Source organism: uncultured Campylobacter sp., from assembly GCF_937973075.1.
In the GTDB taxonomy this organism is placed as follows: Bacteria; Campylobacterota; Campylobacteria; order Campylobacterales; family Campylobacteraceae; genus Campylobacter_B.
In genome coordinates, this window is sequence record NZ_CALBWL010000039.1 from 1 (window position 1) to 26,412 (window position 26,412).

At 45.2% G+C, this 26,412-nt stretch carries 28 protein-coding genes; 13 read left to right on the forward strand and 15 right to left on the reverse strand.

Annotation, left to right across the window (positions count from 1 at the left end):
- The 3 genes from Q0274_RS05225 to Q0274_RS05235 form a co-directional block, all read right to left on the reverse strand.
- The coding region (locus Q0274_RS05225; RefSeq protein WP_298028188.1) for a hypothetical protein at positions 1 to 407 on the reverse strand (407 nt) is incomplete at its 3' end.
- 293 nt (positions 408 to 700) lie between these two features.
- On the reverse strand, positions 701 to 1,252 hold the full coding sequence (locus tag Q0274_RS05230; RefSeq protein WP_298028189.1) for a sel1 repeat family protein: 552 nt from the start codon (positions 1,250 to 1,252) through the stop codon (positions 701 to 703).
- A 136-nt stretch (positions 1,253 to 1,388) separates the two neighbouring features.
- The gene (locus Q0274_RS05235; protein WP_298028190.1) at positions 1,389 to 1,820 is read right to left on the reverse strand and encodes a redoxin; all 432 of its coding nucleotides are present in this window, start codon (positions 1,818 to 1,820) and stop codon (positions 1,389 to 1,391) included.
- A 133-nt stretch (positions 1,821 to 1,953) separates the two neighbouring features.
- Between Q0274_RS05235 and Q0274_RS05240 the strand changes: the two genes are divergently transcribed.
- Positions 1,954 to 3,036: a DUF3137 domain-containing protein gene (locus tag Q0274_RS05240; RefSeq protein WP_298028192.1), complete on the forward strand. Its 1,083-nt coding sequence runs from the start codon at positions 1,954 to 1,956 to the stop codon at positions 3,034 to 3,036.
- 227 nt (positions 3,037 to 3,263) lie between these two features.
- On the opposite strand, the gene Q0274_RS05245 is transcribed toward Q0274_RS05240, so the two are convergent.
- Complete coding sequence (locus Q0274_RS05245; protein ID WP_298028194.1) at positions 3,264 to 4,274, reverse strand: DUF475 domain-containing protein; 1,011 nt, start codon at positions 4,272 to 4,274, stop codon at positions 3,264 to 3,266.
- 87 nt (positions 4,275 to 4,361) lie between these two features.
- Between Q0274_RS05245 and Q0274_RS05250 the strand changes: the two genes are divergently transcribed.
- The 6 genes from Q0274_RS05250 (at position 4,362) to Q0274_RS05275 (ending at position 10,297) form a co-directional block, all read left to right on the forward strand.
- Entirely contained in the window at positions 4,362 to 5,681 is a 1,320-nt protein-coding gene (locus tag Q0274_RS05250) for a Na+/H+ antiporter NhaC family protein (RefSeq protein WP_298028197.1), read from the forward strand.
- A 242-nt stretch (positions 5,682 to 5,923) separates the two neighbouring features.
- Positions 5,924 to 6,367 (forward strand): copper resistance protein CopD, encoded by a 444-nt coding sequence (locus tag Q0274_RS05255; protein ID WP_298028198.1) that lies wholly within the window; start codon positions 5,924 to 5,926, stop codon positions 6,365 to 6,367.
- A 607-nt stretch (positions 6,368 to 6,974) separates the two neighbouring features.
- Positions 6,975 to 7,784, forward strand: a complete 810-nt coding sequence (locus Q0274_RS05260) for a transporter substrate-binding domain-containing protein (RefSeq protein WP_295150425.1) — start codon at positions 6,975 to 6,977, stop codon at positions 7,782 to 7,784.
- A 22-nt stretch (positions 7,785 to 7,806) separates the two neighbouring features.
- Entirely contained in the window at positions 7,807 to 8,610 is an 804-nt protein-coding gene (locus Q0274_RS05265; protein ID WP_298028200.1) for a transporter substrate-binding domain-containing protein, read from the forward strand.
- A gap of 64 nt (positions 8,611 to 8,674) precedes the next feature.
- Entirely contained in the window at positions 8,675 to 9,478 is an 804-nt protein-coding gene (locus tag Q0274_RS05270; RefSeq protein ID WP_298028201.1) for a transporter substrate-binding domain-containing protein, read from the forward strand.
- A 15-nt stretch (positions 9,479 to 9,493) separates the two neighbouring features.
- Entirely contained in the window at positions 9,494 to 10,297 is an 804-nt protein-coding gene (locus Q0274_RS05275) for a transporter substrate-binding domain-containing protein (RefSeq protein WP_298028202.1), read from the forward strand.
- 219 nt (positions 10,298 to 10,516) lie between these two features.
- On the opposite strand, the gene Q0274_RS05280 is transcribed toward Q0274_RS05275, so the two are convergent.
- On the reverse strand, positions 10,517 to 11,473 hold the full coding sequence (locus tag Q0274_RS05280) for an AraC family transcriptional regulator (RefSeq protein ID WP_298028204.1): 957 nt from the start codon (positions 11,471 to 11,473) through the stop codon (positions 10,517 to 10,519).
- Between the two features lie 109 nt (positions 11,474 to 11,582).
- Here Q0274_RS05280 and Q0274_RS05285 point away from each other — a divergent pair, with 109 nt between their 5' ends.
- Positions 11,583 to 13,553, forward strand: coding sequence for a TonB-dependent receptor (locus Q0274_RS05285; RefSeq protein ID WP_298028205.1), 1,971 nt, complete (start codon positions 11,583 to 11,585; stop codon positions 13,551 to 13,553).
- A gap of 49 nt (positions 13,554 to 13,602) precedes the next feature.
- A complete protein-coding gene (locus Q0274_RS05290; protein ID WP_298028207.1) occupies positions 13,603 to 14,748 on the forward strand; it encodes a PepSY domain-containing protein in 1,146 nt (381 codons plus the stop codon).
- A gap of 188 nt (positions 14,749 to 14,936) precedes the next feature.
- Here Q0274_RS05290 and Q0274_RS05295 read toward each other — a convergent pair whose 3' ends face one another.
- The 4 genes from Q0274_RS05295 to Q0274_RS05310 form a co-directional block, all read right to left on the reverse strand.
- On the reverse strand, positions 14,937 to 15,869 hold the full coding sequence (locus Q0274_RS05295; RefSeq protein WP_298028208.1) for a D-2-hydroxyacid dehydrogenase: 933 nt from the start codon (positions 15,867 to 15,869) through the stop codon (positions 14,937 to 14,939).
- A gap of 426 nt (positions 15,870 to 16,295) precedes the next feature.
- Positions 16,296 to 17,480: a glutathionylspermidine synthase family protein gene (locus tag Q0274_RS05300; RefSeq protein WP_298028210.1), complete on the reverse strand. Its 1,185-nt coding sequence runs from the start codon at positions 17,478 to 17,480 to the stop codon at positions 16,296 to 16,298.
- A gap of 345 nt (positions 17,481 to 17,825) precedes the next feature.
- Positions 17,826 to 18,413: a UPF0323 family lipoprotein gene (locus Q0274_RS05305; RefSeq protein ID WP_298028212.1), complete on the reverse strand. Its 588-nt coding sequence runs from the start codon at positions 18,411 to 18,413 to the stop codon at positions 17,826 to 17,828.
- Complete coding sequence (locus Q0274_RS05310; protein ID WP_298028214.1) at positions 18,410 to 19,048, reverse strand: helix-turn-helix domain-containing protein; 639 nt, start codon at positions 19,046 to 19,048, stop codon at positions 18,410 to 18,412. Before Q0274_RS05310 ends, Q0274_RS05305 begins: the two co-directional genes overlap by 4 nt.
- A 276-nt stretch (positions 19,049 to 19,324) precedes the next feature.
- Between Q0274_RS05310 and Q0274_RS05315 the strand changes: the two genes are divergently transcribed.
- Entirely contained in the window at positions 19,325 to 19,948 is a 624-nt protein-coding gene (locus Q0274_RS05315; protein WP_298028216.1) for a TetR/AcrR family transcriptional regulator, read from the forward strand.
- Positions 19,949 to 20,275: 327 nt separating this feature from the next.
- Complete coding sequence (locus Q0274_RS05320) at positions 20,276 to 21,616, forward strand: FAD-dependent oxidoreductase (RefSeq protein ID WP_298028217.1); 1,341 nt, start codon at positions 20,276 to 20,278, stop codon at positions 21,614 to 21,616.
- A gap of 343 nt (positions 21,617 to 21,959) precedes the next feature.
- Here Q0274_RS05320 and Q0274_RS05325 read toward each other — a convergent pair whose 3' ends face one another.
- The 6 genes from Q0274_RS05325 to Q0274_RS05350 form a co-directional block, all read right to left on the reverse strand.
- A complete protein-coding gene (locus Q0274_RS05325) occupies positions 21,960 to 22,328 on the reverse strand; it encodes a hypothetical protein (RefSeq protein ID WP_298028219.1) in 369 nt (122 codons plus the stop codon).
- A 35-nt stretch (positions 22,329 to 22,363) separates the two neighbouring features.
- Positions 22,364 to 22,846: a hypothetical protein gene (locus Q0274_RS05330; RefSeq protein ID WP_298028221.1), complete on the reverse strand. Its 483-nt coding sequence runs from the start codon at positions 22,844 to 22,846 to the stop codon at positions 22,364 to 22,366.
- A gap of 229 nt (positions 22,847 to 23,075) precedes the next feature.
- Positions 23,076 to 23,378: a hypothetical protein gene (locus Q0274_RS05335; RefSeq protein ID WP_298028222.1), complete on the reverse strand. Its 303-nt coding sequence runs from the start codon at positions 23,376 to 23,378 to the stop codon at positions 23,076 to 23,078.
- Positions 23,379 to 23,424: 46 nt separating this feature from the next.
- A complete protein-coding gene (locus Q0274_RS05340) occupies positions 23,425 to 23,952 on the reverse strand; it encodes a hypothetical protein (protein ID WP_298028224.1) in 528 nt (175 codons plus the stop codon).
- Positions 23,953 to 23,965: 13 nt separating this feature from the next.
- On the reverse strand, positions 23,966 to 24,373 hold the full coding sequence (locus Q0274_RS05345) for a hypothetical protein (protein ID WP_298028225.1): 408 nt from the start codon (positions 24,371 to 24,373) through the stop codon (positions 23,966 to 23,968).
- Position 24,374: 1 nt separating this feature from the next.
- Positions 24,375 to 24,566, reverse strand: a complete 192-nt coding sequence (locus Q0274_RS05350) for a hypothetical protein (RefSeq protein WP_298028227.1) — start codon at positions 24,564 to 24,566, stop codon at positions 24,375 to 24,377.
- A gap of 314 nt (positions 24,567 to 24,880) precedes the next feature.
- Here Q0274_RS05350 and Q0274_RS05355 point away from each other — a divergent pair, with 314 nt between their 5' ends.
- Together Q0274_RS05355 and Q0274_RS05360 are read left to right on the forward strand one after the other, a co-directional pair.
- Positions 24,881 to 25,138 carry a SemiSWEET family transporter gene (locus Q0274_RS05355; protein ID WP_298028229.1) on the forward strand — a complete coding sequence of 86 codons (258 nt, stop codon included), beginning with the start codon at positions 24,881 to 24,883 and terminating at the stop codon, positions 25,136 to 25,138.
- A 301-nt stretch (positions 25,139 to 25,439) separates the two neighbouring features.
- Positions 25,440 to 26,285, forward strand: a complete 846-nt coding sequence (locus Q0274_RS05360) for a universal stress protein (protein ID WP_298028231.1) — start codon at positions 25,440 to 25,442, stop codon at positions 26,283 to 26,285.
- Positions 26,286 to 26,412: the final 127 nt, after the last annotated feature.

Consider the following 26,412-nt stretch of genomic DNA (forward strand, 5'->3'; position numbering starts at 1 on the left):
GAGCCGCTCTCGCAAAGCTCGTCGTATATCAAGAGGCTGCGGCACTGCCCGCTCGCGAAACTCTCCAGCGCCGCCGCGTTGCCCAGGCAGGCTCGCTCGCGCAGATCGCTCATCGCGCGCCCACCTGCGCCGCCCATTTTATCTCCCCGCTTCCGCTCGGCGAGGGTGGCGAGCTCGCACGCGTTTGCGAAAAAGCCTTGCGCTTTGAGGCGGTTTCGCACGACGCCGCGACCGCCCAGCTCGTATCTCATCGCCGCTTCGTAGCATGCGGCGGCGTCCTTTTTGCTGCATTTTGCTAAAAGCGCGCTAGTTTTTGCGCCGCTAAATTTAAACTCTTTGGCTTCGCCGCCCGCGTTTGCCAAACTAAGCGCCAGTGCCGCAGCCAGCGCAAGCTTTAAAGCTTTCATCTCTGCTCCTTTTGATTTTGTTTATCTGCCGCTCGCCCCGATTTACTGCTTCATCGCACCACACCCACGAAAATCGCTTTAAATTTTAAAACCGAACCTCGCTTATTCGAAGCAAAACGGGGCTGCTACGCGGTGATCGGCGCCTTTAAATGCGGATCGCACGCTCATCTAGGTGCGAGTTGTAAAATTTAAGCTTTCGTGCGGCGAAATTTGCAAGGCGTCCGGCAATCTACGCGGTCTAGCCCTAAAAAGCAATTCTGTGCCGCCCAAAGAAGCGCTTTGCCTCTGTCGTGCTAATTTTTCGGTAGTAGATCGAGCACCGCGCAGGCGCGCTTGTTGTGCATTTTGCACGCCTTATCTAGCGCCTCGCCCGAGAGCTCAAAGCTTTGGGGGGTGCCGATTCCTTGGAGATACTTGACCGACAGCTCGTAGCACGCTTCGCTACTGCCGGCATCGCACTGCTCGCGAAAAAGCTCAAACGACGCCACGACGTCCTTCTCCATGCCCAGACCGCGCCCTAGCGCATCTGCGTAGAAAAAGCACGATAGCTGATCTTTGCGCTCGCAGCCGCTTTTCAGGCCGCGCGCGACGCGCTCGCAGGAGCCTTCGTCGCTTTTTACGATGCAGCTTTGCAGATCCGCCCGCGAAATTCCGTCCGTTTGGATGACCGCATCGGCGCTGCTTTGCGAGCCGGCGCTTGCTTCGCCGCTCTTTATAAAGCGCGCACTTGCGGTCTCGCCGATGCTTGTTGTTTTGCCCGCCGCGGAAATTTTATCTATCCGCCCGCTCTCGTCGCAGTTTGCCGCAATGGCGCAAAACAGCGCCAAAAATAGAAATTTTTTCATACCCGCCTCCGTTAAATTTAGCGCCATTTTAATTAAAAATGCTGAATTTAAGAGAAATACGCTCCGCCCTAAATTCCAGCCTTGTATCGCAGCGCGTTTGGAGCGCGAATTTAAAGCGCGGCGCCGAAGTGATCGATCATAGGCTCTTTAGCGCCGCAAGTACGTTTTGTGCGTCTTGCTCGGGCTCAGCGATTCGGCTAAAGCGCTTTATCTCCTTGCCGCCTCTAAAAATCAGAGTTTGGCGGTGGTAAAATTTCTTCCCGTCGCCGGTGGTGAAGGTTCCGAGCCCAAGCGGCGCTTCAAGCTCGAATTTTTCGTCGTTTATGAACTCAAACGAGGCGACCGTAGCGCGCTTAAACTCGCTCGTGCCCGCCTCGCCCATGCTGCCTACGGCGATAAGCTCGAAGCCGAGGGCTTTTATCTGCGTAAACGCGCTCTCGTAGGCCTTGCACTGAAGCGTGCAGCCAGTAAGCCCCGCCGCGTCGCGCAACTCCTCCGGCAAAAATTTGCCGCTGTCGCCCATTTTCGGATAGGTAAAAACCACGCAATTTTTCGGTAAATTTATCATCTCTCGCCTTTTGATCGAAATAGGTCGCAAAAATAGCATAAAAAATCTTAAACCCGCTTAACGGATGAAATTTTAATAAAATTTAGCGTAAAATAAGGGGCAAAATTTCGGCAAATCAAATTTGGAGTTAAATTTGGATATTGACAGAGCGATAGAGGAGCTGGCAAAAAAGCAGCAGCAGTGCAAGATAAAATTTCTAAAACCGCTGATTTTATTGCTATGCATCGCGGTTTTTTCCGTCGGCTGGTTTATCCACGGCTTGATTCAAAACGAATACTCCTCCGCCGTGCTGATGTCCGCGATGATCCCGATAATTGCGGTAAGCTGCGTATGGGGGATTTTTGATGATTCCATCGCCAAGTGGGAGTACAACGCCTTTTACAAAGACGCCTTCATCCGCGCCATCATTTCAGATATCGATCCCGCCTTTAGATATGAGCCACAAAGCGGCATAGACGAAGAAGAGATCCGCAAAACGGGCATCTATCCGAGCAATGAATTCGTAGCCGAGGATCAGATAGACGGCGTGTATAAAGGGGTAAAATTTAGCCTAAGCGAGGCGATAAAAATCTATGAAACGCGAGAATCTATGAGGCTTGTAGAGTTATCTCAAAGATCCAAGAGCGATCTTTCTGCGACTTTTTTGCTATCGGCGATCGCGCTTTGGAACGCTTGGAGGCTCGGCGAATATGTGCAAGCCTTTAGCGGCTCGGTTTTGGTGTGCGAGTTTTATAAGAAATTTAAGGGGCAAACCATCATCGCGGACCGCTCGCCAGGCACTAAATTTTTAGGCGATCAGGAGCTGATGGACGACGTGATTTTCGGAGAGGAATTTCGCGTGTTCGCAAGCGATAAGATCGAGGCGCGATATCTTTTGACGCCTAGCTTTATGGGGCGCCTCGGAGCTTTGAAGCTTAAGCTTGCGCCCAAGATCGCTCTTAGCGCGGCGTTTATGGACGGTAAATTTTATCTATTTTTAAACGGCGCGAAAAACCGCTTCGAAGCCGCGCTGTTTTCGCCGCGCACTACGCTAAAAGACGCCGAGCGGATAAAGGCTGAGGTTTTACAGCTTCTTGGTATCATTGACGAGCTGCGTTTAAATGAAGGATTTTTTGGCGGCGCAAGCGAGAGCGGCGAGCCCGCAAAGAGCACGTCCCTCGGCGGCGAGGAGCTACAGAGATTGCGCGATAAAGGCTTGAGTTCGCGCGACCGCTGATTTGAATTTAAAATGCCATCTCGCGGCTTAAAATTTAATGCTTTTCGTAAAATTTTAATCTCATCGTTCGCGTCTTTAAATTTAGCGCTTTTTAGAATTTGGCGTTTCTTGAAATTTGGCGTCTCTTGGAATTTAACGCGGCGCAAGCGAGTAAAATTTACCGCTTGCGGCAGTAGCTCGAAATTTTAAAATTTGATCTCGCGCACGGCAAGATATGCGATGAAATTTTACTCGTTGTTTCCCGCGATCGTTTCGATTAGTTTGCGTTTGTTGCGGCGGTTGTAAAGCACCGACGAAAGGAGCGATAGCGCGATGAATAAGATCCCCACGGTGCCGGTTATGATCTCGCTTACTTCAAATTTCAGCTTAGCAAACATTATAAACGCCAAACACGCGATGGCGTAGTGCGCGCCGTGCTCCAGATACGCGAAGTGCGACAGCGTGCCGCGGGCGATGAGATACAGCGTGATGGAGCGCACGAACATCGCGCCCGCGCCGAGACCTAGCATAATGATGAAGATATTATCGCTTAGCGCAAACGCGCCGATCACGCCGTCGAAGCTAAAGCTCGCGTCCAGGGTCTCTAAGTATAAAAAGCCTGCAAGGCCGTTTTTTACGCCGTCCGTGCCGAAAAGCCCTCCGAAGCAGGAGATGAGTAGATAGAGTAAAATCGCGCCGAAATACGCCGCGCCGAGCGTCGCCGAGCCCGTTTTAGCAAGCAGCACGAGCCCCGCGGCTAGAGCGATCAGCGTGGGCGCGTTTGGAATGCGCTTTAAAAATCGCACGAGCCCGTTATTTTCGATTATGCCTAGCCAGTGTAGCTCGCGCTGTGCATCGAAGAAAAAATCGCAAAAGACCATCAACAAAAACGCGCCGCCGAAAACGTAAATTTGCGCTTCGTTCTCGCTTAAAATTTCATGGTAGCGGTGCGGCTGCTTAAGCGCCAGCACGAGGGTTTCCCAAAGACCCAGATGCGCGCTTGCGGCGACGATTAGCACGGGGAATAAAAACCTCATGCCAAAAACCGCGATCGGAATGCCCCAGAGGATAAATCTGCTCTGCCACACCGGCGCCATATCTTTTAGCACCTTGGCATTGACTACGGCGTTGTCGAAGCTGAGGCTGATTTCAAGTGCGCACAAAAGCGCGCAGATATAAGCTGCACCAGCACCGCCTATATAAAATGCGATAGCAAGCGCAATTAGGCTTACTACAAAAGAGGAGTAAAAATATTTCATCGCTGTCCTAGCCGATTTTTTGCGCGATTTTAGCAAAATTTAGCCCTAAATTCTATATAATTGCAAAAATTCCAAAAAAGGCAAAAGATGCTTACCAATCCCGTATTTATCAGTATCTGTGTAATGTGCGCGCTGTGCTTGTTTAGGTGCAACGTAATGCTCGCGATCCTAATCGGCACGATATGCGCCGTGCTCTCAAGCAAGATCCCGCTAGGAGACGCTATAAATTTATTCATAAACGGCAACCCCGAAAACGCAGGCAGCCTCGGCATGGGCGGAAATTTAGAAACCGCGCTTTCGTATCTGCTGCTAGGCGTCATCGCAAGCGCGATCTCAAAGACTAATTTAACGGCGATCTTGGTGCGCGCGGTGGCAAATTTAATCAGCGATAAAAAATACGTCTTTATCTTTTCGATCGCCTTTTTTGCGTGCTTTTCACAAAATTTAATCCCCGTGCATATCGCCTTTATCCCGATTTTGATCCCGCCGTTAGTTAAGATCATGAACTCGCTAAAGATCGACCGCCGCGCCGTAGCGTGCGCGCTGACGTTCGGCTTGCAGACGCCGTATATGGCGCTGCCGCTGGGATTTGGACTTATCTTTATGGGACTAATCGAAAAAAATATGAACGCAAACGGCATCGCAGTAAGCCTAAGCGACATATCGAGCGTGATGTGGCTAAGCGCCGTGCCGATGCTCGTGGGGCTAGTGCTGGCCGTGATCTACTACCGCAAGCCAAGAGAGTATGCCGAAACTAAACAGAGCCTGGACGCGCATTTTAGCGAGCTTAAGATGGGTATGCGAGAGTGGGGCGCGTTAGCGGGTATCGCGGTGTGCTTCGCGGTGCAAATTTGGATCAAATCCCTTCCGTTTGCCGCGCTTAGCGGAATTTTAGTAATGCTTGCTAGTAAGGGCATCGAGTGGAAGAAGCTCGATAGCGTATTTGACGAAGGCGTGCATATGATGGGCTACATCGCGTTTTTGATGCTGATCGCCGCAGGATACGGCACGATCTTAAAAGAAACCGGCGGCGTGAACGAGCTGGTGCACGTAGCGAGCACTTTAAGCGGCGGCAAGCTCGGCGGCGCGCTGCTGATGATCGGCATCGGACTTCTTGTGACGATGGGCATAGGTTCGAGCTTCGGCACGATCCCTATCATCGCTACGATTTATTGTCCGCTAGCCGCGCAGCTGGGCTTTAGCACGGCGGCGACGATCTTTATCATCGGCGTGGCTGCCGGTATCGGCGATGCGGGCTCGCCTGCGAGCGATAGCACGCTCGGACCTACCGTGGGGCTGAATATCGACGGCGAGCATAGCCATATGTGGGATACCTGCGTGCCGACTTTTATTTTCTTTAATATCCCGCTAATCATATTCGGCATAATCTTTTCGATGATGCTTTGAAATTTTATAAAATTTATCCGCGCGGCGCTGCTCGTAAATTTTGTAAATTTACGAATGCGGCCATTTTTAAATTTAGCTGCGCGGCTTTACTTTTAAATTTGCTCGCGCGATTTTGCCAAAATTTATTTGCGTCGCTCGCACGATCGGCTTAAATTTAACCGCTCGCGGCGCGTTGATGAAAATCATTGCTAAAATTTGAAATTTCGCATAAAATGGGCCGAATTTCATAGCAAGGAGCGGTGGTGGAGCAAATTTATCCTTACGTGCAGATCGTCCATCTCATCTGCGCCATTATCTTTTTGGGTTACATATTTTTCGACGTCATGATTTTTTCGCGGCTTAAAAGCACGCTGGGCGCGGATTTTGAGCGCATTAAAAAAGCGATCGGCTCGCGCGCGATTAAGATTATGCCAGTTTGTCTTTTTACGCTGATTATCACCGGCGGAATGATGATGAGCCGCTGGGTCGGAAGTGCTAACGGCGGGTATTTCGGCACGCCGTTTCAAAAAATCTTTATGCTAAAAGTCACGCTCGCGCTCATCATCGCCGTGTGCGTAGCGATAAATTTAAGTTGCCGCGCGATGGGAAGGCCCGCGCCTGAGTTTTTACGAGCAAATATCCACAAAATCGCCTTTGTATTCGGCTTCATCATAGTACTTTGCGCCAAACTGATGTTTGTAGTATGATTTATGGCGCAAAATTTAGCGCTGGCGGCGTGACTTTTATCGCGAAATTCCGCAGCGTGGCACAGATTTAATTTTGCCTACTTTATAGAATATGACGCTTGCTAAAAATTTTAAAATTTCGTTTTGCTGGGCGGAGCGTATAAATTTAAGAATTTTGAATTCCACTATGTCTGCGCTAAAGCGCGAAATTTTAAAATTTCACTCCTTTTTTGTGCTGTTTTGCCAAATGCAACCTGCAAGATTTGATCTCATGAAATTTTAAAATTTCATCGCGAGTTTTAAAGCGCTCATAAAATTTCTCACCCAATCCTACTCTGAAAATTTTGTAAAATTTTGTGGCTTTAAAATTTTGCAAAATTTTAAATTCTATCGCTAGGATGCGGACGAAAATTCTAAAAGAAGCTTGCGCAAAATCGAAGCAAACAATGAAAAAGCGAATTTATTTGGCGACTTTACTTACTATTTAATAATCATTAAAGATATAAAAAGCTAAAATTGCTTTTCGCCTGCAGGCGAATTTAATGTCTGCTTGCCATTCGGGCGGGATTTTGAGGTTTTCCGTAGCCGTGGCAATGGTTTTGAAATTATTTATGAGAAAGGAAAAAGGATGAAGAAATTTCTCTTAAGTCTGCTCGTAGCAGCTTTAGCTAGTAGTGCGCTTTGCGCCAGATCGCTCTCCGAGATCAAAAGTAGCGGAGTGCTTAGAATAGGCGTTTATGACGCGCAGCCACCGTTTAGCAAGATAGAAGACGGCGTGCATCAGGGCTTTGAGGTCGATATGGCAAATGCCATCGCTAAAGATATGCTTCCATCGGGCGGAAAGGTGGAGTTTACCTCCGTGCTTGCAAATCAGCGTATAAAATTCCTACAAGAAGATAAGGTCGACGCGGTTATCGCAACTCTTACCGTAACTCCGGAGCGCGAGAAGCAGATCGATTTTACGACCCCGTATTTTAGCGTCAATATAGGCATTCTAACCCGCGTCGAAGATAAGATTAAATCCTTAAATGAATTGCAAGATAAAACTATTTTAGTTCTTAGCGGCGGTACCGCAGAAACATACTTTGAAAAGCAAGGCTATAATATCGCCAGATGCGATAACGCAAACGCTTGCTACAAGGCGCTAAAAGCCGGACAGGGCGACGGGTATGCCGATGATAACTTAGTCGTGCTGGCTTATCCGGTATTAGATAAAAAGGTTGAAGTAAATATCAAAAATTTAGGCACTTCGGATTTCTTGGCCATTGGCGTGAAAAAGGGCAATTCGGAGCTTTTGGATTTTCTAAACGGCGAGCTAATCAAGCTAAGCAAAGAGGGCTTTTTCAAAAATTCGTTCGATAATTTCATCGAGCCTTACTACAAAGGAACTGCAGAGAAAAAGTATTTCTTACTGGACGATCTTTATAGCTTGCTGTAATTTTTAAAAAAAGGGGGACGCTATGAAAAAGATAATCTTGGCGTTAATGCTGGCTGTGTGCTCGCTTCTTAGCAACACTTTGACTCAAATCAAAGAAAAAGGGGTTATTCGAATCGGTATAGATGGCTCGTCTCCGCCGTTTAGCGTCGCTAAAGCCGGCGAATATAGCGGGTTTGAGATACTCTTAATCGAAGGGCTTGTTAAAGAAATTTTCGGTGATAAAGGCAGCAAGATACAATATGTCGTAACGGTAGGCGATGATCGTATAAAAGCGGTACAGGATAACAGAGTTGATTTAGATATCGCGCTAATCTCGGTTACGAAAGAGCGCGAGAAGCTGGTAGATTTCTCCGATCCATACTTTAGCGTAAATATCGGCGTGCTAACTCGTAGCGACGATAATATCAGAAAGGTCTCCGATCTAAACGGAAAGACTATACTGGCGCAACCCGGCACTACTGTGTTTGATTACTTTACGAAACAGGGCTATAACGTAGTACCGTGTGCGAGCGCGAATGAATGCTTTAATGATCTAAAATCGGGTAAGGGCGACGGATACGGCGATGATAATCTACTTGTATTTGCTTATGCCGTAGTCGATTACAAGGTTGAGGTAAATATCAAGAATTTAGGCTCGACGGACTTCCTGGCCATCGCGGTGCAAAAGGGCAATACTGAGCTGCTTAACGCGGTAAATGCGGGACTAATTGAGCTAAGTAAAAAGGGGTTTTTTACCAAAATTTTTGATGAGAGTATTGAGCCTTTTTATAAAGGCACCATTGATAAAAAGTATTTCTTGCTGGACGATCTTTACAGCTTGTTTTAATTTAAAGTGGCGATGGATGGAATTCTATTCGCCGGCAAATTTTAGTAAAATTTAAAGGAATTTTATGAAAAAGATTATATTTGCGTTGTTAATCGCTTCGTGTTCGTTATTTGCTAACTCTTTAGCGCAGATCAAAGAAAAAGGGCTCATTCGTATCGGAATAGACGGCTCACTGCCGCCGCTTAGCGTCTCTGAGGATGGAAGATATAGCGGTTTTGAAATTTCGCTTATTGAAGAGCTTTCAAAGGAAATTTTCGGCGATAAGGGCGGCAAAATCGAATATGTTGTAACTCTAGGCAACGACCGTATCACAGCCGTGCAAGATAACAAGGTCGATTTAGATATCGCAGCCATCACGGTTACGAAAGAGCGCGAGAAGCTAGTGGATTTTTCAAATCCCTACTTTAGCGTAAATATCGGCGTGCTAACCCGCACCGATGATAATATAAAAACCGTAGACGATTTACAAGATAAAGAAATTTTAGCAGAGCCTGGCACTACGGCTTTTGATTATTTTAACAAGGAAGGCTTTAAAGTTATCTCATGCGCTAGTTCGAGCGAATGCTTCCGCGCGCTAAAATCCGGTCGCGGCAGCGGCTATGCGGACGATAATATGGTGGTTTTGGGCTATTCGGTCGTAGATCGCAAGGTAGAGGTAAATATCAAGAATTTAGGCACGACGGACTTTTTAGCTATCGCGGTGCAAAAAGGCAACGATGACTTGCTAAACGCCTTAAACGACGGGCTTGTTAAGCTCAGCAAAAATGGCTTTTTCAAGAAAATTTTTAACGATAGCATAGATCCTTTTTACAAGGGAAAGGCTGAGAAAAAATATTTCTTGCTAGATGATCTTTATAAAATGTTTTAATTCAAAGGACGAAATATGAAAAAAATTCTACTAAGTATTTTGCTGGGTGCTGGCGCGCTTTGCGCTAATTCCCTAGCAGATATCAAGCAAGCAGGCGAAATTCGCATAGGCTTGCAAGATTCCCAGCCCCCGTTTAGCTTCGATGATAACGGCACGCTGAAGGGCTTTGAAGTTGATTTGGCAAACGAGCTGGTTAAAAATCTATTCGGCAATAAAAAGATCAAAATCGACTTTATCGCCGTAGCATCTAAAGATCGCGTCCCCTCACTGGAGCAAAACAAAGTAGATCTCATCGTTTCCAAGCTTACCGTCACAAAAGATCGCGTTCAGAAAGTCGATTTTTCTTACCCGTATTATTCAGTACAAATCGGCGTGTTAAGCCGTAAGGACGATAATATTTCAAGAATCGATCAGATCGCGCATAAAAAAATTCTAAGCGTTAAAGGCACAACTGCCGAGGAGCACTTCAAAAACGCGGGCTATGAGATTGCTACATGTGCCGACGCGAATGAGTGTGTCGCCAGACTAAAGGCTGGCGAGGGCATAGGCTTTGCCGACGATAATACGGTCGTACTCGGATACGCTAGAAACGATGCCGCGCTTGATGCAAAAATCATCAATCTCGGCAAGGTAGATTATATCGCCGTTGCCCTATCTAAGGGCAATACCGAGCTACTTGATGCGGTCAACAGCAGCCTGGTAAAAATGTATAAAGCAAAATTTTTTCACAAGGCTTTTGACGAGGATATCAAGCCATACTACGGCGGCAAGATCGATAAAAAGCACTTCACGCTCGATGAGGTTTATAGCCTGTTTTAGGCTTAGACGCATTTAAAATTTTAAGGCGCCCTTTGGCGTCCAAACATACGCGCAGCTGCGATATTGATCGCAGCTCGCTTTTGCCGACAAGGCTTCGGCGGCATTTATAATTTAAATTCCGTATTTTGCGGGTCTGGTTGCGATATAAAATTTTATGAGATTTTGATATGCAGTTGCGAAAGAGTGTGGCTTCTAAAAGATAGTCGGTCGCAAGAAATTCTAATCCGAGTAGTAAAATTTTATATCCTTTTTCAGTTGCGTCGGCAGTATATTAAATTTAGTCCTAAAAATTTTAGAAAAATGCGATAAATTATTGTATCCAACCATTTTAGCGGCTTCACTTACGCTGATTTGATCTACGCTCAATAGCTCTTTTGCAATCTCAAGCCGTTCATTTGTCAGCATCGCATAAACACTCGTGCCGAAATATGCTTTAAAATCCCTTTTTAGTGCAAATTCGTTCGTGGCGCAAAGATGAGCGAGCTCTTTAATGCTAGGTGGATTTTGCATATTTTCGAGTAACATTTTCTTTGCTTTTTGAACTGTTTTTATGCGATTTTCATCAAGACTAAGCACATTTTCGGGCTCATTAAATTTATGAAAACTTCTATAAAGCATCTCTAAAATTTTACTTTCCATAAAAATTTCGCGCATTTTGCCGTCGTATATTGTGACATTTTCGAGCTCTTTGAGGATAATATTTTGCACGGCGCTTGTTTTAAATTTCTTCATGCAAACGGCTTGATCTAAATTCAAATTTTTTAAAATTCCCAGCTCATTTGCAAAAGCGGTGCTAAGCGCTATGCAGGAGCTTTTATAGTGTTTATTTTCAAGCTCGTGAACGCCACGCAATTTGCTTTGCATAGTTCCGAGCCAAAACTCACCTTTATTCAAAACGAATTGATCTTTATCCGATCTGAAGCAGATAGGATTTTCGCCAGTATTGAAAAATAAAAATGAATAGCGGCTGCCCCGTTCGTGGCGATGCAAAAGGAAATCTCTGCAAATTATATCGCTGCTATAATATCCTATCTCTCCGCCCGTATAAAAAGAGCTAAAGTCGAATTTTATACTTTCGCTTTCAAGCTCGGTTTTGTTATACCCACATTGCTTAGACGGCTCAATGTCGTTAGATATTTTTTGCAAAAAATCATCTAAACTTATCTCCTTGCTCATCTTATCCCTTTAGCGTTTAAAATAATCCCTCTACCGTTTAGTATTTCTTGATAATGCATATCTTATTATAGTAAAATGAGTTTAAATTTTAATAAGAAAAGGGGCGTTTGTGCGCGTAATATATAAATTATCGCTGATCACTGCTATAGCGACAGCCGGGACATCGAGCGAGTTAGAAAAACAAGGCAAAAGCGTAAATTTGGGTGAAATTACCGTAGTCAGTGCTACGGGCTATCGGCAAAATATCCAAGACGCACCCGCTTCTATCTCCGTTCTTACGCAAAAAGAGATACAAAAACGTAACTATCAAGATATCTCTGCAATGGTAGAGGATTTGCCGAGTGCCTTTACCGCAACGCTAGGTGCTGCATCTAGAAAAGGCATAAGCCTAAGAGGCCTATCTCAAAAATATACAAAAATTTTAATCGACGGCAAGCCCGCAACCAGCGATAGTGCTTATAAAGGATTAAGAAGTATTGGTAGCAGTCAGAATTTCTTGCCTCCCGCAAATGCGATAGAGCGTATAGAGGTCGTCCGCGGTCCTATGAGCTCGCTTTACGGCAGCGACGCTATGGGCGGAGTAATAAATATCATCACCAAGGGCTTTTCAAATGAGCTTAGCGGTAATGTAAACGGATACTATACTTTCGCTAAAAAATCGCAAATAAAAGGTGATTATCAAACGGGTTTTTATCTAAACGGGGCTATCGTTCCGGACGTGCTAGGTATCGCACTTTACGGCAGATTTTTTGAAAAGATAGAGGACAAAGAGCCTTATGCGAATAGAAATAATGAAGAGACGAATATGGGCGCAAAACTGATGTATAACGTAACGCAAAACGATGAGGTAGCGCTTGATTATCGTAAAGTAAATAATAAATTTAGGCGTACATACGGGCGTACGCGAACAACCTCGGGAGGCAATAACGATATTGCGAAAGAGGATATGAAAGGCTACACCGCAAGCCTGTCTCATCAGGGAAAATACGATAAGTTTATGATAGATAGCTACGCAAATTACGATAGCATGAAAGAAAGCGGCGCCCAGGATCTGCGTCTTAGAACGACTACGCTAAATTCTAAAGGCTCATATTTTTTCGATTCAAATGCTTTGAGTTTGGGTGTGCAATACCGAAGCGAGAGATTAAACGAAGCCGCTACTACCGCAGATGAGGCAAATGTCAAAAGATGGGATTATTCGATCTACGGCGAGGATGATTTTTATCTAACTGATGATTTAACGCTAACCGGTGGAATCAGATATAACCGCGATAAAGACTACGGCGGCCATATATCGCCGCGCGCTTATGCCGTTTATCGTTTAAACGAAAGCTTTTCTATTAAAGGCGGCGTTTCGACGGGATATTCAACTCCGGATATTAAGCAGCGTAGTGAGGGCCTTGCCCTGCCGTTCGCAGGAGGTCAGGGAGCGCAGATCGGCAGAAGCTCTTTAAAGCCTGAAAGCAGCATAAGCTACGAAGGCGGGTTTTCTTACGACGATAACGATAAATTTAACTTTAGCGCTACTGCGTTTTATACCGAAATCAAAGATGGAATTTCTACCAAATTGATTTGCCGCCCAAGACCAGGAAATCCTTGTGTGCATAACGGCAAAACTTATAGGCGCGGTATTTGGGACACTATAAATGTCGGAGAAGCCGAGGTTAGGGGTCTAGAGCTAAGTAGCGATTATCAAATTTTAGATAATTTGAAGCTGCATGCAAACTATGCCTATACGAAATCCGAGCAAAAAACGGGTAACGAGAAGGGCAAAACCTTAAATAATTTTCCAATCCATTCGGTAAAGCTAGGATTTGATTACGATGTAAGTTCCAAGCTAAACTTATGGTCGCAAATAAATTATTATAGTAGGACGCGCGATAGCCTAAGCTACGATGAGGATATCCGCTCATACACGCTTTTTGATCTGGGCGCGAGCTATAAGCTCACAAAAGACGCAAGTTTAAATTTTACGCTTTATAACATATTCAACGAATTCGTACTAACGCGCTCGGGAAATTATCAAATGATGGTCGTAGACGGGATGAAGGCGCAGGTTGGATTTAACGTAAACTTTTAAATTTGCGGCGCATAAATTTCGTCCGCGGATTTAAAATTTAAGGAAATTAATGGCGATTTTAAAAAGGAAAAAATTTTGGTTAAACGTCCATCTTGTTTTGACGCTTATATGCTGCGTGCCGATCTTAATCGTAGCCCTTAGCGGCGCTATTATCTCGTATCATGATGAGATTATAGATGCGTTAAATCAAAGCAAATCTTTCTTGAGCTCGAGCGAAAAAGACGCTCTTAAGCCCGCCAAAATTTTAAATATTTTCAGAAAAGCTAGGCCCGGTTTTACGCTCAGTTATTATAGGATTCCTCAAAACAAAAACGAAGCGATTAGGCTTTCCGGCACAGATTCTGGCGGCGAGTTTAAATCATATTTTATAGATCCTTATAGCGGCGAAATTACTTCGGAAAACATAGGTGATACGTTTATCGGCGTAATGCTAAACCTACATACCAATCTGGGATTTGGGCTAAGCAAAAACGAAACTCTGCGGCTGATAGGCAAAAATATCGTGGCGCTTAGCACGGTTATATTTATTTTGGTCTTAATTTCAGGCGCGGTGATTTATTATCCTAGCTTTAGAGGGAAAATTTTACGCGCATTTAGGATAAATTTTAAAGCGAGAGGTTTTGCGTTTTTATATAGCTTGCATGGCGCGGTCGGAGTTTTGCTGCTGCCTATTTTGCTTACGATAAGCGCTAGCGGGCTTTATTGGTCGTATGATTGGATAGCCAAAATCACTAACAGAGCGCTAGGCGAAAAGGAAATTTTTAGAAAAACGAGTTTTACCGAAGTGCGAGGATTTTCGCTCGAGGATGAAGATAAAATTTTAAATTTGCAGACGGCAATTGATATTTTTAAGCGTGAACGCGGTGAAAACTACGAATTCTTTAACATCATCGCTCAAAAAGATGGAGAAAATTTTATGATCTTTTATTTCGATAAAGGCGAAGAGGGCGAAGAGCATATGAACACGATGAGCGTAAACGTTAAAAAGGGCATCTTGCGGCATACTCGCTATGATGATGCGAAAAGCACCATGCCGCGCCCTTTTGCTATACATAAAGCCGTTTTGAGCGTGCATTCGGGCTATATCTTCGGCGAGGCGGGTAAGTTCTTATTCTGCGTAGCGGCGATTTCTGTGTTATTTTTTATAGTTACGGGATTTTGGATGAGCATAAAAAGAATTTGCAAGAAAAGATAAATCTATGAATTCAAAGCGGAGAGATGGCTTATTCGCGGCGTAAATTTAAAATTTTATCCTAAGCAGTATCGCTTCTTTTCAGCTAATAAATTTTATGTGTAGCGCTTTGAAATACTATGTGCAGAGTCTTTGTGAGCCTTGCGCCGCATCTTGATCTTATTAAATTTGCTTCGGCGTTTTAACTGCATTCATTTACCGCTCATAAAATCCCTAATATTTTGCGCGATCATCTTTATCAGCCGTTTGCGGGCCTCTATGCTCGCCCATGCGATGTGAGGCGTGATGATGACGTTGCGGCGATTTTTCACGCGCAAAAGCGGATGATCCGCCCTCATCGGCTCTGTTTGCAGCACGTCAAGCGCCGTACGCAGGCCTCGTTCGTCCACGGCGCGAGCCAGCGCGTCCTCATCCACGATGCCGCCGCGGCCGAAATTCATCAAGATCGCCCCATCTTTCATCTTCGCAAGCTCCGCTTCGCCGATCAATCCCGCCGTTTTTTGATTTAGCGGGGCATGGATCGAGATGATGTCGCATGCCCTCAAAAGCGCGTCCAGGCTCACTCTGGCGAACTCGCCGTTATCGTTTGCGCCGCTGGTGGAGTAGTATCTCACGTTCGCGCCGAACGCGGCGGCGATACGGGCGACCTTTACGCCGATCTGTCCAAGCCCGATGACGCCGAATTCTTTGCCGTAAATTTCGCTGATGGGCGCGTCAATGTGAGTAAAAATTTCGCTCTCGCACCATTTGCCGCTGCTGCCGTAATCCGCGTAATATCCGAGCGCGTTGGTCAGCGCAAACAGCGACGCGAAGGTCTGCTGCACGACGCTGTTCGTCGAATAGCCCGCCACGTTCTTTACCGCGATGCCGCGAGCTTGCGCGGCCTGCATGTCGACGTTATTTGTGCCAGTGGCGCTGACGCAGATCAGCTTAAGCACGGTTTGCGCCATGATCTGATCCGTGATTAGGACTTTGTTGGTTATGACGACATCGGCGCCGGCTAGGCGCTGCGCGGTTTGCGCGGGCTCGGTCATCTCGTAGCTTTCAAACTCGCCCAAGCCCGCGATCTCGCTAAGATCGGCATCGCTTCCCAGCGTCGCGGCATCCAAACATACGATTTTCATATTTTTCCCTTTGCGTTTTAAAATTTTAAGCCGCAGCCGCGCGGAGCGTTAAATTTCAGAATTCTAATACGCATCGAAGCAAGCGGTAAATTTTACCGCCGCTGAAACCTGCGTCTAAATTTTAAAATTCTAATTTGCACCGAAGCGAGAGATAAATTTTTGCCGCTCGCGTTTAAATTTTAAAATTTCGCTCGCGCAAATCTTGCTCTGCGCGGAATTTTAGTTCACGTGAATTTGAGCTGCGCGGAATTTTATCCGCGCAGAATTCCGGTCGCGACGCTACGTTAAATTTTACCGTAGCCTCCTAGCGGTAAATTTCGCCGCCGCCAGCGATAAAATTTACCGCCGGCAGAGCCTTGCCGCCAAAACCATCGCCAAAATACTCCGCCCTAAAATTCTTTAAATTTTATAAAATTTGACGCGCTGCTACTTCGCGTCCTCGATGTAGTGCCCCACAAATTTTGAGAGATTATCAAGTATCTCGCCGCCCTTGCGGAAGCCCAGCGCGCAGCCTTCGTATGCGAAAAACACCCCCGCTTGGTAGCTCTGGGCGCGCTCGTCTTTGTTTAGCTCGTAAAATTCCTGATATAAAAATTTCTGATTTCCGTATTCGCCGCCGTTTTCCTCTATCTTTCTACCGTCAGCGTCGAAAATCGCCACATTCGCCCCCTCGCGCGCCAAAAACGGCTTTTTGATCATCTTTTTACCGATGATCGGCGAAAAGGAGCTTTGCAGCAGCAGCGGGTGGTTCGGATACAGATCCCACAGGATTTTCATAATCCCCTTGCTTTGGAAAAGCAGCGTGTATGCGGGGTTTAGGATGATCGCCTTTTGGTTTTGCACGATGTTTTTTAAGATGAGCGCGAGCTCGCCCTCCTCGATCGCGATCGCCTCCCAAGGGATGAGCTTGAACCAATACTCGTAGTTTTCGCCCTCAAAAAACACCCCCTCTTCGTCGTTAAATTCCACCTCGTCCACGTAGGCAAAGCGCGTCTTAAAGCCCGCATCCTCCGCGGTCTGCTGCAAAAGTTTCGTCGTCTTTTCATCCTCGACGTTGCCCGCGACGCTGCTAAATAGAATTTTCCACCCCTCGTAAAATTTGGAAAAGTCCTCGAGCTCGCCGTCAAGCACCACGAGCCGCTTGAAATTATCGCGCAGCGCGTCGTAAAGGTCGTTGAACTGGCTCGCCTCGTCCATGCCGTTTTCTTTGAGCATCGCCCACTGGATGATCGCCGTCTCAAACACCGCCGTAGGCGTGTCGGCGTTAAATTCTATCAGCTTGATCGGCTTGCCGTCCAGCCCGCCTGCGAAATCGAAGCGCCCGTATAGGTGCCAGTGCACCTCGTTTTCCCAGCTTTGCTTGATTAGATCGACGAGGTTGAAGGGGATGCCGAGCTCGTGGAAGAGGTTGTTGTCGATGACATGCTGCGCAGCCGCGACAAACATCTCATATAGCTCGTTCGCCGCTTCGTAATACGCATCCGCCTCCGCAGCGCTCACGCGCACGATCTCGTCGCTGACGTAAGGGGTCTCGTCTGCGTCCGTGTGCCAGTAAAAGCCGAGCTTTTCGAGATATTCGTTGCTTAACGGCGTTATCTTTTTTAGTTGCATTTTTATCCTTTTTTTAAAATTTTAACTCATTTGCGCCGCGATCTTCGCGGCTTTTGCTGGTTTTGATACGCATACGGCTTCGCGTAAATTTAAAGCGCGCACGGCAAAATTTAATTAGCGTAGATCATGCGTAAATTTAAGCTGCGCGAGATGTGCGGCTAAATTTAAACGGCGCGCTTGCGCGGTGTGGACCGGGCGCGGCAGAAGCGATGAAATTTAGTCAAGCTTCATCGCGCGTTTTTGAAAAATCGACGTCAAATCAATGCTAAATTTCACGCAAATTTTAAACTCTACGCTCCAAATTTAAACTCGCCGCGTAAAGTCGCCGCATATTTCAAAGCGCGTTTAGCCGCCGAAAAATCCGCCACTCTTGCCTCTCTTGCTTCCGCCGAAAAATCCGCTTCTGCCGCTTCGCGCCTTGGCGTTTTGCTGCTTTGCTTGATTGAAGCTATCGACACTTCTGGAGTAGGCGCTCGGGCTTTTGTAGGCGGTTTGGCGCTGACTTTGGTAGGCCGGGTTGTTAAACAGCTTGCCGCCGATCCACGAGCCGATGATGGCGCCTGCAGCGCTTGCCAAGATCGCTTCGCCCAGGCTCATGCCGCCGCTGCTAAGCTGCGCGTTTTGATTGGTTAAATTTGAAGTGCCGGCGTCGATTTTAGCGTTTTCTTCGGCTAGAAGGGCTTTGGTTTCTTCGTCGCTTAAAATTCTCTCCGTGCCGTCGAGCGATCTTAAGATGATCTGAGTTTTTTCGCTCGGGAATTCCTCTAAAATTTTATATTTTCCCGGCGCAACCTCTTCGAGCCGCACGAGCGCGCCTTCTTGCAGACGGACATTTTGCTCCTGCCCCCTATCGTCGCAGCCCGCTAACGAGCCCGCCATAACGAGCCCGAAGCCGCCTACCAGCGCATAGCTAGCGATTTTACGTAGTTTCATTTAGATCCTTTCAGTGATTTTATATCTAGGCTTTGATTTATCAAAAGTTCATTTCCCTCGACGCGGATAAACTCGCTCTTGCCTATGTTTTCGATGATTAGGCTTTGCGCTTTGAGGCGCTTTTTGCGTTTGAGCGATTTTATGAATTTTGCAAGGCTCGTCCATTCGCTACGATCGAAGGTTTTTTCTTTAATTTCGACATCGTAGGGTTTGGCTTCGCGGCTTTTGCTCGAAAGTAGCGGTTTGTCGAAAAACGACAAAAAATACCTGAGCTTCTCATCGCGCTCTTTATACATCAGCTTGATTTCATCTTTCGAGGCGATTAAAATTTCTTCTTTTTCTTTGTGAAGCCTGTCCTTATCGCTTTGTAGCGCTTCGATTTTACCTTTTAGCTCGGAGATTTCTTTGATGAGATAGTCGATGAAGCTTTGAGTGCCAGCTGTGCCACTGGTGCGCGGGCTTTTCGCAGAGTTTTGCGAAGTGGGCTCGCTTTGTTGCATTTCATCATCTAAAAGCACGTAGCGTACGCCGCCGCTTTCCTCGGCTCGCAAGGAATTTCTGCGGATGCGGTTATAGACGGCTTCTTTTGAAATTCCTAAAATTTCGGCTGCTTCGCCGATCGAGACTTTTTTCATACAAAGATGCCTTTTAGCGTTTTAGGTAATTATTGCTAAATTTGCCTAAAATAGGCATTAAACGCTTCGTTTACAAAGATGGATTCCGCTTTATAGCAGCTGGCGCGCGATAAATTCCGCTCGCTTGCGCCCGCTAGATATAAAATTTCGCTTCGCTTGCAAAGCCGCGCAAATTATTTTTTGCTAAGCTTTTAGAATTTTGCCCAATAATGTTGCTTAATTAAGTATATTTTTTATACACTTATGAAAAAATTTTAGTATTTCAAAGGAGGCGAAATGCCCGAATCGCCTAAATACAAAAAATCCGAAATTCGCTGCAAGCTCATTTTAGACGCGGCGCTGGAGCTGTTTTTAGCCAAAGGCTACGAAGCTACGAGCTTAAGCGATATCATCGAGCTTAGCGGCGGCTCGCTATCGTCGGTTTATAAGTATTTTGATAACAAAGAAAGCCTATTTTTGCGCATCATCGAACTGCAAAGCAAAAAGCTCGACGAGCGAATGAACGAGCGCATGCGAATTAATAAAGACCTAAAATTGCGCGAGTATCTGCAGGAGTTTGCAGGGATTTATCTGGAGTTTCTTTTTGCTCCGGAGGCGATAAAATTCTACCGGCTGATACTTTTCAGCGGCTTTAACGGCGCGCTTAGCGAGAGCCCAAAAATCTTTTTAAAAAGCGGAGTGCTAGGTTCGCCGAATGCGCTGGATGAGTATTTGGCGGCGCATTCGGGCGAGTTTGCGCCCGGGCGCACGGCAAAAAGCCTAGCGCTATATTTTTGCTTTTTGCTTAGAGAGCCGCATTTTAGCAGGCTGCTATTTTTCGACGAAAAGCTAAATTTCAAAGCGAGCGAGCTAATCAAGGACCGCATCGATATGTTTTTGCTAGGCGTAAAAAAGCGCTAGTGGCGGAATTTTACAGCGCAAATTCCGCGTTTTTCGTGCCTTTAAATTTTATGAGCGGTTTGGGGCTTAGAATTTGATTCTATCCGTTACCAAGTGCTATAAAATGCCGCATATCCCGCGCTTAAAATTTTAATTCTATCGGCGCAGAATTTTTAAAACGATTAGAGCCAAAATTTTTATTTTCCGCATTAAATTCTGTGCTGCAGTTAGAATTTCATCGTGGAATTTCACGCCTCTTGCCTGCGCCTTTAAATTTGCGCCACTCAGATTTTAAATTTAATAAAACCTCTTATAATCCCGCGAAATTTCAGATCAAAAGGATAAAAAATGGATTATGATATCATCGTAATAGGCTTTGGCAAAGCGGGCAAAACCCTTGCCGCAAAATCCGCCGCGCTAGGCAAAAAGGTTGCTCTCATCGAGCGCTCACCGCAGATGTACGGCGGCACCTGCATCAACGTAGGTTGCATCCCAACCAAGCGGCTAGTTACGGCGAGCAAGGAAGCGGGCTTCGTAAATTTTAGCGTGCTCGGAGAGTATTTCGTGCTGAGCATGCAGAAAAAGGACGAGCTCGTAGAGGCGCTGAGGGCGAAAAATTTAGCCATGCTAAAGGGTAACCCGAATATCGATGTAATCGACGGCGAAGGCTCATTTACGAGCGCGAATTCCGTGCGAGTGCTAAATCCTGACGGACAAACGCGTGAAATTTCGGCAGAAACGATCGTCGTAAATACGGGCTCGAGGGAGGTTGAGCCGAGCTTTGAGGTAAGCTCAGGGCTCGCTTATAGCAGCGAAGAAATTTTAAATTTAAAGATCCTGCCGAAGCATCTAGTAATCATCGGCGGCGGATTTATCGGGCTTGAGTTTGCCTCGATGTTTGCGGGATTCGGCTCTAAAGTCAGCGTGCTGATGCGATCGAAATTTATGAAAAACGAGGATGAGGACGTGGCCGCCAGCGTCAAATCCGCTCTGCAGGCCCAAGGCGTGGAGATTATCGAGGGCTGCGAGTTTTTGAGCTTAAAGGGCGGCGAGCTAAAATTTAACCTTGCGGGCGAGAGCAGAGTGGTCGCGGCGGACGCATTTTTATACGCCCTCGGTCGTCGCGCAAATACTGGCGAGCTAAATTTAGCCGCTGCGGGGGTGCAGACGGACGTATACGGTAATATCATCACGAATGAGCATCTGCAAAGCTCGGCTGCTGGCATCTACGCAGCAGGCGACGTGCGCGGCGGCGAGATGTTTACCTACACGAGCTTAGACGATTTTAGAATCATTTTTAGCGCGCTTTTCGGAGACGGCACGCGCACTACGAAAAACCGCGCACCGCATGCAAGCGTGCTGTTTACCCGCACGCCGCTAGCTCGCATCGGCCTTAGCGAGCGCAAGGCAAGGGCGAGCGGACGCGAGATCAAGGTGCTGAAGCTTTCGATGGCGGCGGTGCCGGGCGCCAAGGTCGTAGTGCACGACGAGGGAATGATGAAAGCGGTCGTGGACGCAGCTAGCGGCGAAATTTTAGGCGCGGCGCTTCACTGCGTAAACGCGCACGAGATCGTTAATGAGCTGGCGATCGCCATGGCACTGGGCGCGAAGGCGGACTTTTTCAAAAACCAAATTTTTACGCATCCTAGCATCAGCGAGGCGCTGAACGATCTTTTCGGACAGTTTTGAGCTTTTAAGCCTTTTGGCGTTGAAAGCTTTGATAGCAAGCGGCGCTCGGGCCCGGCGATGTCCGAGCGACCTAGCACAAATCGATCGTAAAATTTAATGCGCCGGAGCGGGTTAAATTTAGACTGGGTTAAATAGTTTGAGTCATTGCCGCCAGCGTCTTTCTTGGTCGCTATAGCTTGGCACGCATCGCTTCATCCGCCGCTTGTAAAAAATAATTTCTAGGTTATCTTGGAATTGTTTTGAAAGAGCTGTGCGTAAAATTCTGTTAGCACCTATCGGTATGTACTAATCGCTTGTTGTTTAGAATTTCAAAAATTTATACTTTATGGATAGGCTCAAAATTTTATCTATCCCCAAATATCAAATAGGTTAAATTTTTGCTCAAATTCCCATACGCAACTACCCAGTATTCTCTTATGATATTTTTAATTTGTAAGTTGTCGTCCAAAAAGTCGGCAAATATTTTAATCCTATCCCTGTCTACCGTGCCTAGCTCTTCATCCTCTTTCTCAAACGAAGCGACAATTAAATGCGATAGAGCAATCTTGTCGTGGAAATTTAATGTCTTGTTTTCTAGTAGATTTAGCATAGACGTAATTTTGCCGATGTCTGCTAATTCTAGCTCCCAATCCTGCTCATCTCCCACCGAATCTAACCCCAAAAGCTTATTTAATTTTATCGCGCTTTCCTTTCTTACGAAATAATCGGTCATTTTATTATCCTTTATATATGTTTTTGCCGCTATATTTAGACGACTGCGCCATCTAGCAGTTTCCTAGAATTTTGCAAAGCCCATACGAAATTTTCGAGCTCTACGCAGTCTTTTAATTCAAATCCAAAATTTAACAAACCCACCGATAGGGAGCCACCTTCTTTTATGACACGTGCTATTACATTTCCTTTATGCTCTATACTCACTTTATTTTCATATCTTGTAAATTTAAAGATATTTTTCGAGCATCTTCCGTTTCTTTTTGAAAATTTCTCAAACTGCTCCGTAAAATTCGGTGTTTGATTCCCATCTTTTAGCCATACTCCCCCGGCATATAGCGCCCATATAAGCTCGTAAAAATTGATATTATGCCGAGTTTCGGTAGCAGTAACCAAAAGCTTATTCGTTTCATGGTTGATCTCTATTAAAGCCTCTCTGTCCATATGCCAAATCTCGGCTACTACTTTTTCTCTATCCGGCACGGAGGCAATTAAAAATTCAAATTCATTTTTTATCATATTAAAATCCTATTTTTTGTTTTTTGCTACCTAATTTAATTTGAATGCTCTATCGTTCGAGCCTAAATCGTATTTATCCCATTCTTTTATGGCCTCCCGCGCCATACTCTTTATGCGGAATTCCTGCTCTTCTAAATTAAGCATCTATTTTTCTCCATAATTCTATTAAATCATCATATCTAAATCAAATTTCTATCCATATCAAATATTTTGGGATAGTTTTTATAGTTTATTCGATATAGTCGCCTTTTTTAAATTTTGCAGCTTGCGTTGATAAAACCTCTAAAACTACAAATTCAAATCCAAAAAATAGCTCATCCCACCCCTCTTCTCCTTCTTCGAGACCTGGATCACAGCATCCCTCAAAGTCGTCATAAAATCTGACTTTATATATATTGTTTTTATCAAACTCAATGATAAACTCTCTTTTGTTTAGTTCATATATATTTCTCGCCAAATTTTTCATAATATCGCGTTCGTTGTCCGAAAATCTTAACAAAAAATTCTCGTAAATTTCCTTTCCGCTTAGCATCGCACTCCTTTTTGCAGTTTAGCAAAGATTTATCCGCTTGAGCCTTTTAATCGGCTTCTTGGCTATTGTATTTCGCACTCTCGATCTTTGCAAGCGTTAATTTTGCCAAAGGATTGATAAGCTTAGCGATGCAATATTTATTATCGCATGTAATTACGCTTTGGCGCTTATCTACTTTCATTGCATTAGAGCAATTCGGGCACATTACATAGCCTTCGCCCAAATCAACGCCAATCGGAAAATTTAACCCTCTCTGCTCTTTCAAAAATCTAAAAAATTCCTCTTTAGAAATTTTGATATTAGAAAATAATCGAAAAATTTCTTCTGCCTTTTGCCTTATCTCGCCTTCTTTAAAAAATACGTTAGGAGCCTTTTTAAAATCTTCATCAAACTCAGAAAATCTACCCGCCATCATATCCAATTCTTTTAATGCCTGCTCTTCCGCTTTATTGGTTGCAAAATATTGCGATTCCAAATCATACATCTTATAAAATTCATCGCAAAACAGCTCTATATCGCACCAATCGGATAGAAATCCAGCTACTAAATAATACAACCCTTCATTTTGCTGCATATCTCACCTCTTTTTAAATTTCATCGCCATTTTTATTATTTACGCCTTTTAGAATTTCATGCAATAGCTCGTTTTCGGCGGCATTTTTCTCATCTAATATTGATATGCCCATAGTTGTTGGAGTAATCTTAGATAAAAATAGATTTACAAGCTCCGTTTTTTCATCGATTCCGTATGACAATGTAACGATATCCAATAAATCGTGCCGCTCTATAAAACTATCAAAGATATCTTCTAATTGCGACGCTTTCTCTGCGTAGAAGAATATCCACTTGACGCCTATAAGAAAATCCGTTGTGATATTGCTAAAGATATCTATCTTATCCATAAAGTGCGATCCGATAAGCAAATATATGTCTAAGCCGCTTTTGGACAAAGAGCCAAGCTCGTAAATAGAACCGATATTTTTATAATTTAGCATTTTATTTCTCGCTTCCTTGCTTTTTTATCGTCTTTAACCACTCTTTTTCAAATTTATAATATCTTTCAAGCTTTTTATTCTTTTCTGCTTGATTCCACTTTTCTATCTCGGCATAATCTTGCAGTTCACCTCCGCACTTAGGGCAAGCACTCCTATCTTCAACGTCCGAGAAATTATAAAATTTACTTCTCATATTTTTAAAATTTTACCGTAATTTTCCTGTAAAATTTTACTTAAATTTGGCTTCAGTCGTTTAAAATTTTATCTCTTTAAAATTTAAATTTCAGCTGTCGCCTGGCGTTTTAAATTTCGCCGTTTTAAAATGTGCGCCTCAAACGCCGCTTTAAAATTTACGCAGATGCGAGCAGGCAAGAGGGCGCTGTTATAAATCTAAAGTCAAATTTTATTTCTAGCCATCTTTTAATTTGTTTCTTACTCTTTGATGTATCAAAATCCCGCTCCGTTTTATTCGTAAATTTGAACGTATCTTAAAAACAAGGAGAGCCGATGAGCGAAAGAAATTTACAAATTTTAGGTTGGGCGGGCACATGCCTGTCGGTCATCATGTACGTATCCTACGTGCCGAACATAATGGCAAATTTAGACGGCAACAAAGTCCCGTTTCTCCAGCCGCTTGCAGCTGCGATAAACTGCACGATATGGGTTAGTTACGGTCTTTTAAAGCCTAAAAAGGACTATCCGCTCGCCGCGGCGAATTTCACGGGGATCATCTTTGGGCTACTAACCGCAATAACGGCGCTTTAAACCGCGCCTTTAGCGGCTTAATAAATTTCAAAATCGCCCGCACCGCACTCTGCAAGCCGCACCCGCAACGCTTTTTAGCCGCCCACTATGCTACTACGTTGCAACTGCTCGATCGCCTGTCACACCGAGTCTGAGCTAGCTTACCACAAGCGCGCCCACGCCTCACAAACTTATTGCGGCGTGGCTTTAGAATTTTAGAAAATCACCCGCGCCGCATTCAAATCTGCCGAATTTAAATAACTTTTATACAAAATTTGATAAGCTTATTTCGGTCAAAATTTTATCTTTAAAAGGACGAAAAATGAAAAAGGTCATCACTTGCGTCGATCAAAATGCGCTTGCCCCAGCGGTTAGAGATTACGGAATTTACGTCGCTAAAACCTTGGGTGCCGAGCTCGTATTTATTCACGTGGTTGAAATTCCAGAGCTTGGCGAGAATTTTTATGGGCTAGCCGCAGGCGGGATCGTCCTAGGAGAGAATGATATCCTTGCAAATAGCTACGGAAGTCCCACACTAGGCGGCGTGGATGCAGAAAAGGACCACGAAGAAGCTGAAGCGATGCTGGATGAATATATCTGCGCTGCGACTGCTGCGGGCGTGAAGGCGAGTAAGATCATTAAAGATGGCGATTTCATCGACGTTATCGCTGAGTATAAGGACGAAACTGAAATTTTTGTACTCGGTATCAAGGGCTCAAATAACGAGGACGTAGGCTTTAACGCAAGCGTGCTAATAAAGGAGCTTCACGTGCCGTCGCTGCTCGTGAATAAGGAATTTTCGCCGATAAACTCCGTGCTCATTGCATTTGACGGTACCGACGCGGCAAAGCGCACGCTTGAGTTTATAAAAAGCTCAAAGCTTCTTGCGAGCGCACATAAGCATGTCTTGCACATCAATGCGGGTGTCACAGAGGGCGAGCGGATGTTGGATCTAGCGCGCGAAATTTTAGGCACTCAAAACGCCACTTTCAAATACATCCAAGCGGAAGTGCCCGCCGATGAGATCATTAAATATCGCCGCGCCAATAACCTCGATCTAATCGCTACCGGCGCCTTTACAAAGGGATTTTTCAAAAAGCTCTTTTTAGGCAGCGTCTCCGAGGACATCTTGCACAATGCACTTGTACCGGTACTAGTGCTATCGTAATCGCAAGATCAAACGCCGATAAACGCTAAATTCCGTCGCTTACGTTATTTTAAAGTGGCGGAATTTTAGAATTTTAAATTTTTAAATCCTTTGTTTTTCAAATTCATAGAAATTTTGCTTAAAAATT

Coding starts and splice junctions, on each gene's coding strand:
- Q0274_RS05305 (WP_298028212.1), bottom strand. CDS start 18,413: ATGAAACTACGTAAAATCGCTAGCTATGCGCTGGTAGGCGGCTTCGGG.
- Q0274_RS05315 (WP_298028216.1), top strand. CDS start 19,325: ATGCCCGAATCGCCTAAATACAAAAAATCCGAAATTCGCTGCAAGCTC.
- Q0274_RS05270 (WP_298028201.1), top strand. CDS start 8,675: ATGAAAAAGATTATATTTGCGTTGTTAATCGCTTCGTGTTCGTTATTT.
- Q0274_RS05265 (WP_298028200.1), top strand. CDS start 7,807: ATGAAAAAGATAATCTTGGCGTTAATGCTGGCTGTGTGCTCGCTTCTT.
- Q0274_RS05320 (WP_298028217.1), top strand. CDS start 20,276: ATGGATTATGATATCATCGTAATAGGCTTTGGCAAAGCGGGCAAAACC.
- Q0274_RS05280 (WP_298028204.1), bottom strand. CDS start 11,473: ATGAGCAAGGAGATAAGTTTAGATGATTTTTTGCAAAAAATATCTAAC.
- Q0274_RS05235 (WP_298028190.1), bottom strand. CDS start 1,820: ATGATAAATTTACCGAAAAATTGCGTGGTTTTTACCTATCCGAAAATG.
- Q0274_RS05250 (WP_298028197.1), top strand. CDS start 4,362: ATGCTTACCAATCCCGTATTTATCAGTATCTGTGTAATGTGCGCGCTG.
- Q0274_RS05295 (WP_298028208.1), bottom strand. CDS start 15,869: ATGAAAATCGTATGTTTGGATGCCGCGACGCTGGGAAGCGATGCCGAT.
- Q0274_RS05335 (WP_298028222.1), bottom strand. CDS start 23,378: ATGCTAAGCGGAAAGGAAATTTACGAGAATTTTTTGTTAAGATTTTCG.
- Q0274_RS05325 (WP_298028219.1), bottom strand. CDS start 22,328: ATGACCGATTATTTCGTAAGAAAGGAAAGCGCGATAAAATTAAATAAG.
- Q0274_RS05310 (WP_298028214.1), bottom strand. CDS start 19,048: ATGAAAAAAGTCTCGATCGGCGAAGCAGCCGAAATTTTAGGAATTTCA.
- Q0274_RS05340 (WP_298028224.1), bottom strand. CDS start 23,952: ATGCAGCAAAATGAAGGGTTGTATTATTTAGTAGCTGGATTTCTATCC.
- Q0274_RS05345 (WP_298028225.1), bottom strand. CDS start 24,373: ATGCTAAATTATAAAAATATCGGTTCTATTTACGAGCTTGGCTCTTTG.
- Q0274_RS05300 (WP_298028210.1), bottom strand. CDS start 17,480: ATGCAACTAAAAAAGATAACGCCGTTAAGCAACGAATATCTCGAAAAG.
- Q0274_RS05230 (WP_298028189.1), bottom strand. CDS start 1,252: ATGAAAAAATTTCTATTTTTGGCGCTGTTTTGCGCCATTGCGGCAAAC.
- Q0274_RS05290 (WP_298028207.1), top strand. CDS start 13,603: ATGGCGATTTTAAAAAGGAAAAAATTTTGGTTAAACGTCCATCTTGTT.
- Q0274_RS05350 (WP_298028227.1), bottom strand. CDS start 24,566: ATGAGAAGTAAATTTTATAATTTCTCGGACGTTGAAGATAGGAGTGCT.
- Q0274_RS05360 (WP_298028231.1), top strand. CDS start 25,440: ATGAAAAAGGTCATCACTTGCGTCGATCAAAATGCGCTTGCCCCAGCG.
- Q0274_RS05245 (WP_298028194.1), bottom strand. CDS start 4,274: ATGAAATATTTTTACTCCTCTTTTGTAGTAAGCCTAATTGCGCTTGCT.
- Q0274_RS05275 (WP_298028202.1), top strand. CDS start 9,494: ATGAAAAAAATTCTACTAAGTATTTTGCTGGGTGCTGGCGCGCTTTGC.
- Q0274_RS05260 (WP_295150425.1), top strand. CDS start 6,975: ATGAAGAAATTTCTCTTAAGTCTGCTCGTAGCAGCTTTAGCTAGTAGT.
- Q0274_RS05355 (WP_298028229.1), top strand. CDS start 24,881: ATGAGCGAAAGAAATTTACAAATTTTAGGTTGGGCGGGCACATGCCTG.
- Q0274_RS05330 (WP_298028221.1), bottom strand. CDS start 22,846: ATGATAAAAAATGAATTTGAATTTTTAATTGCCTCCGTGCCGGATAGA.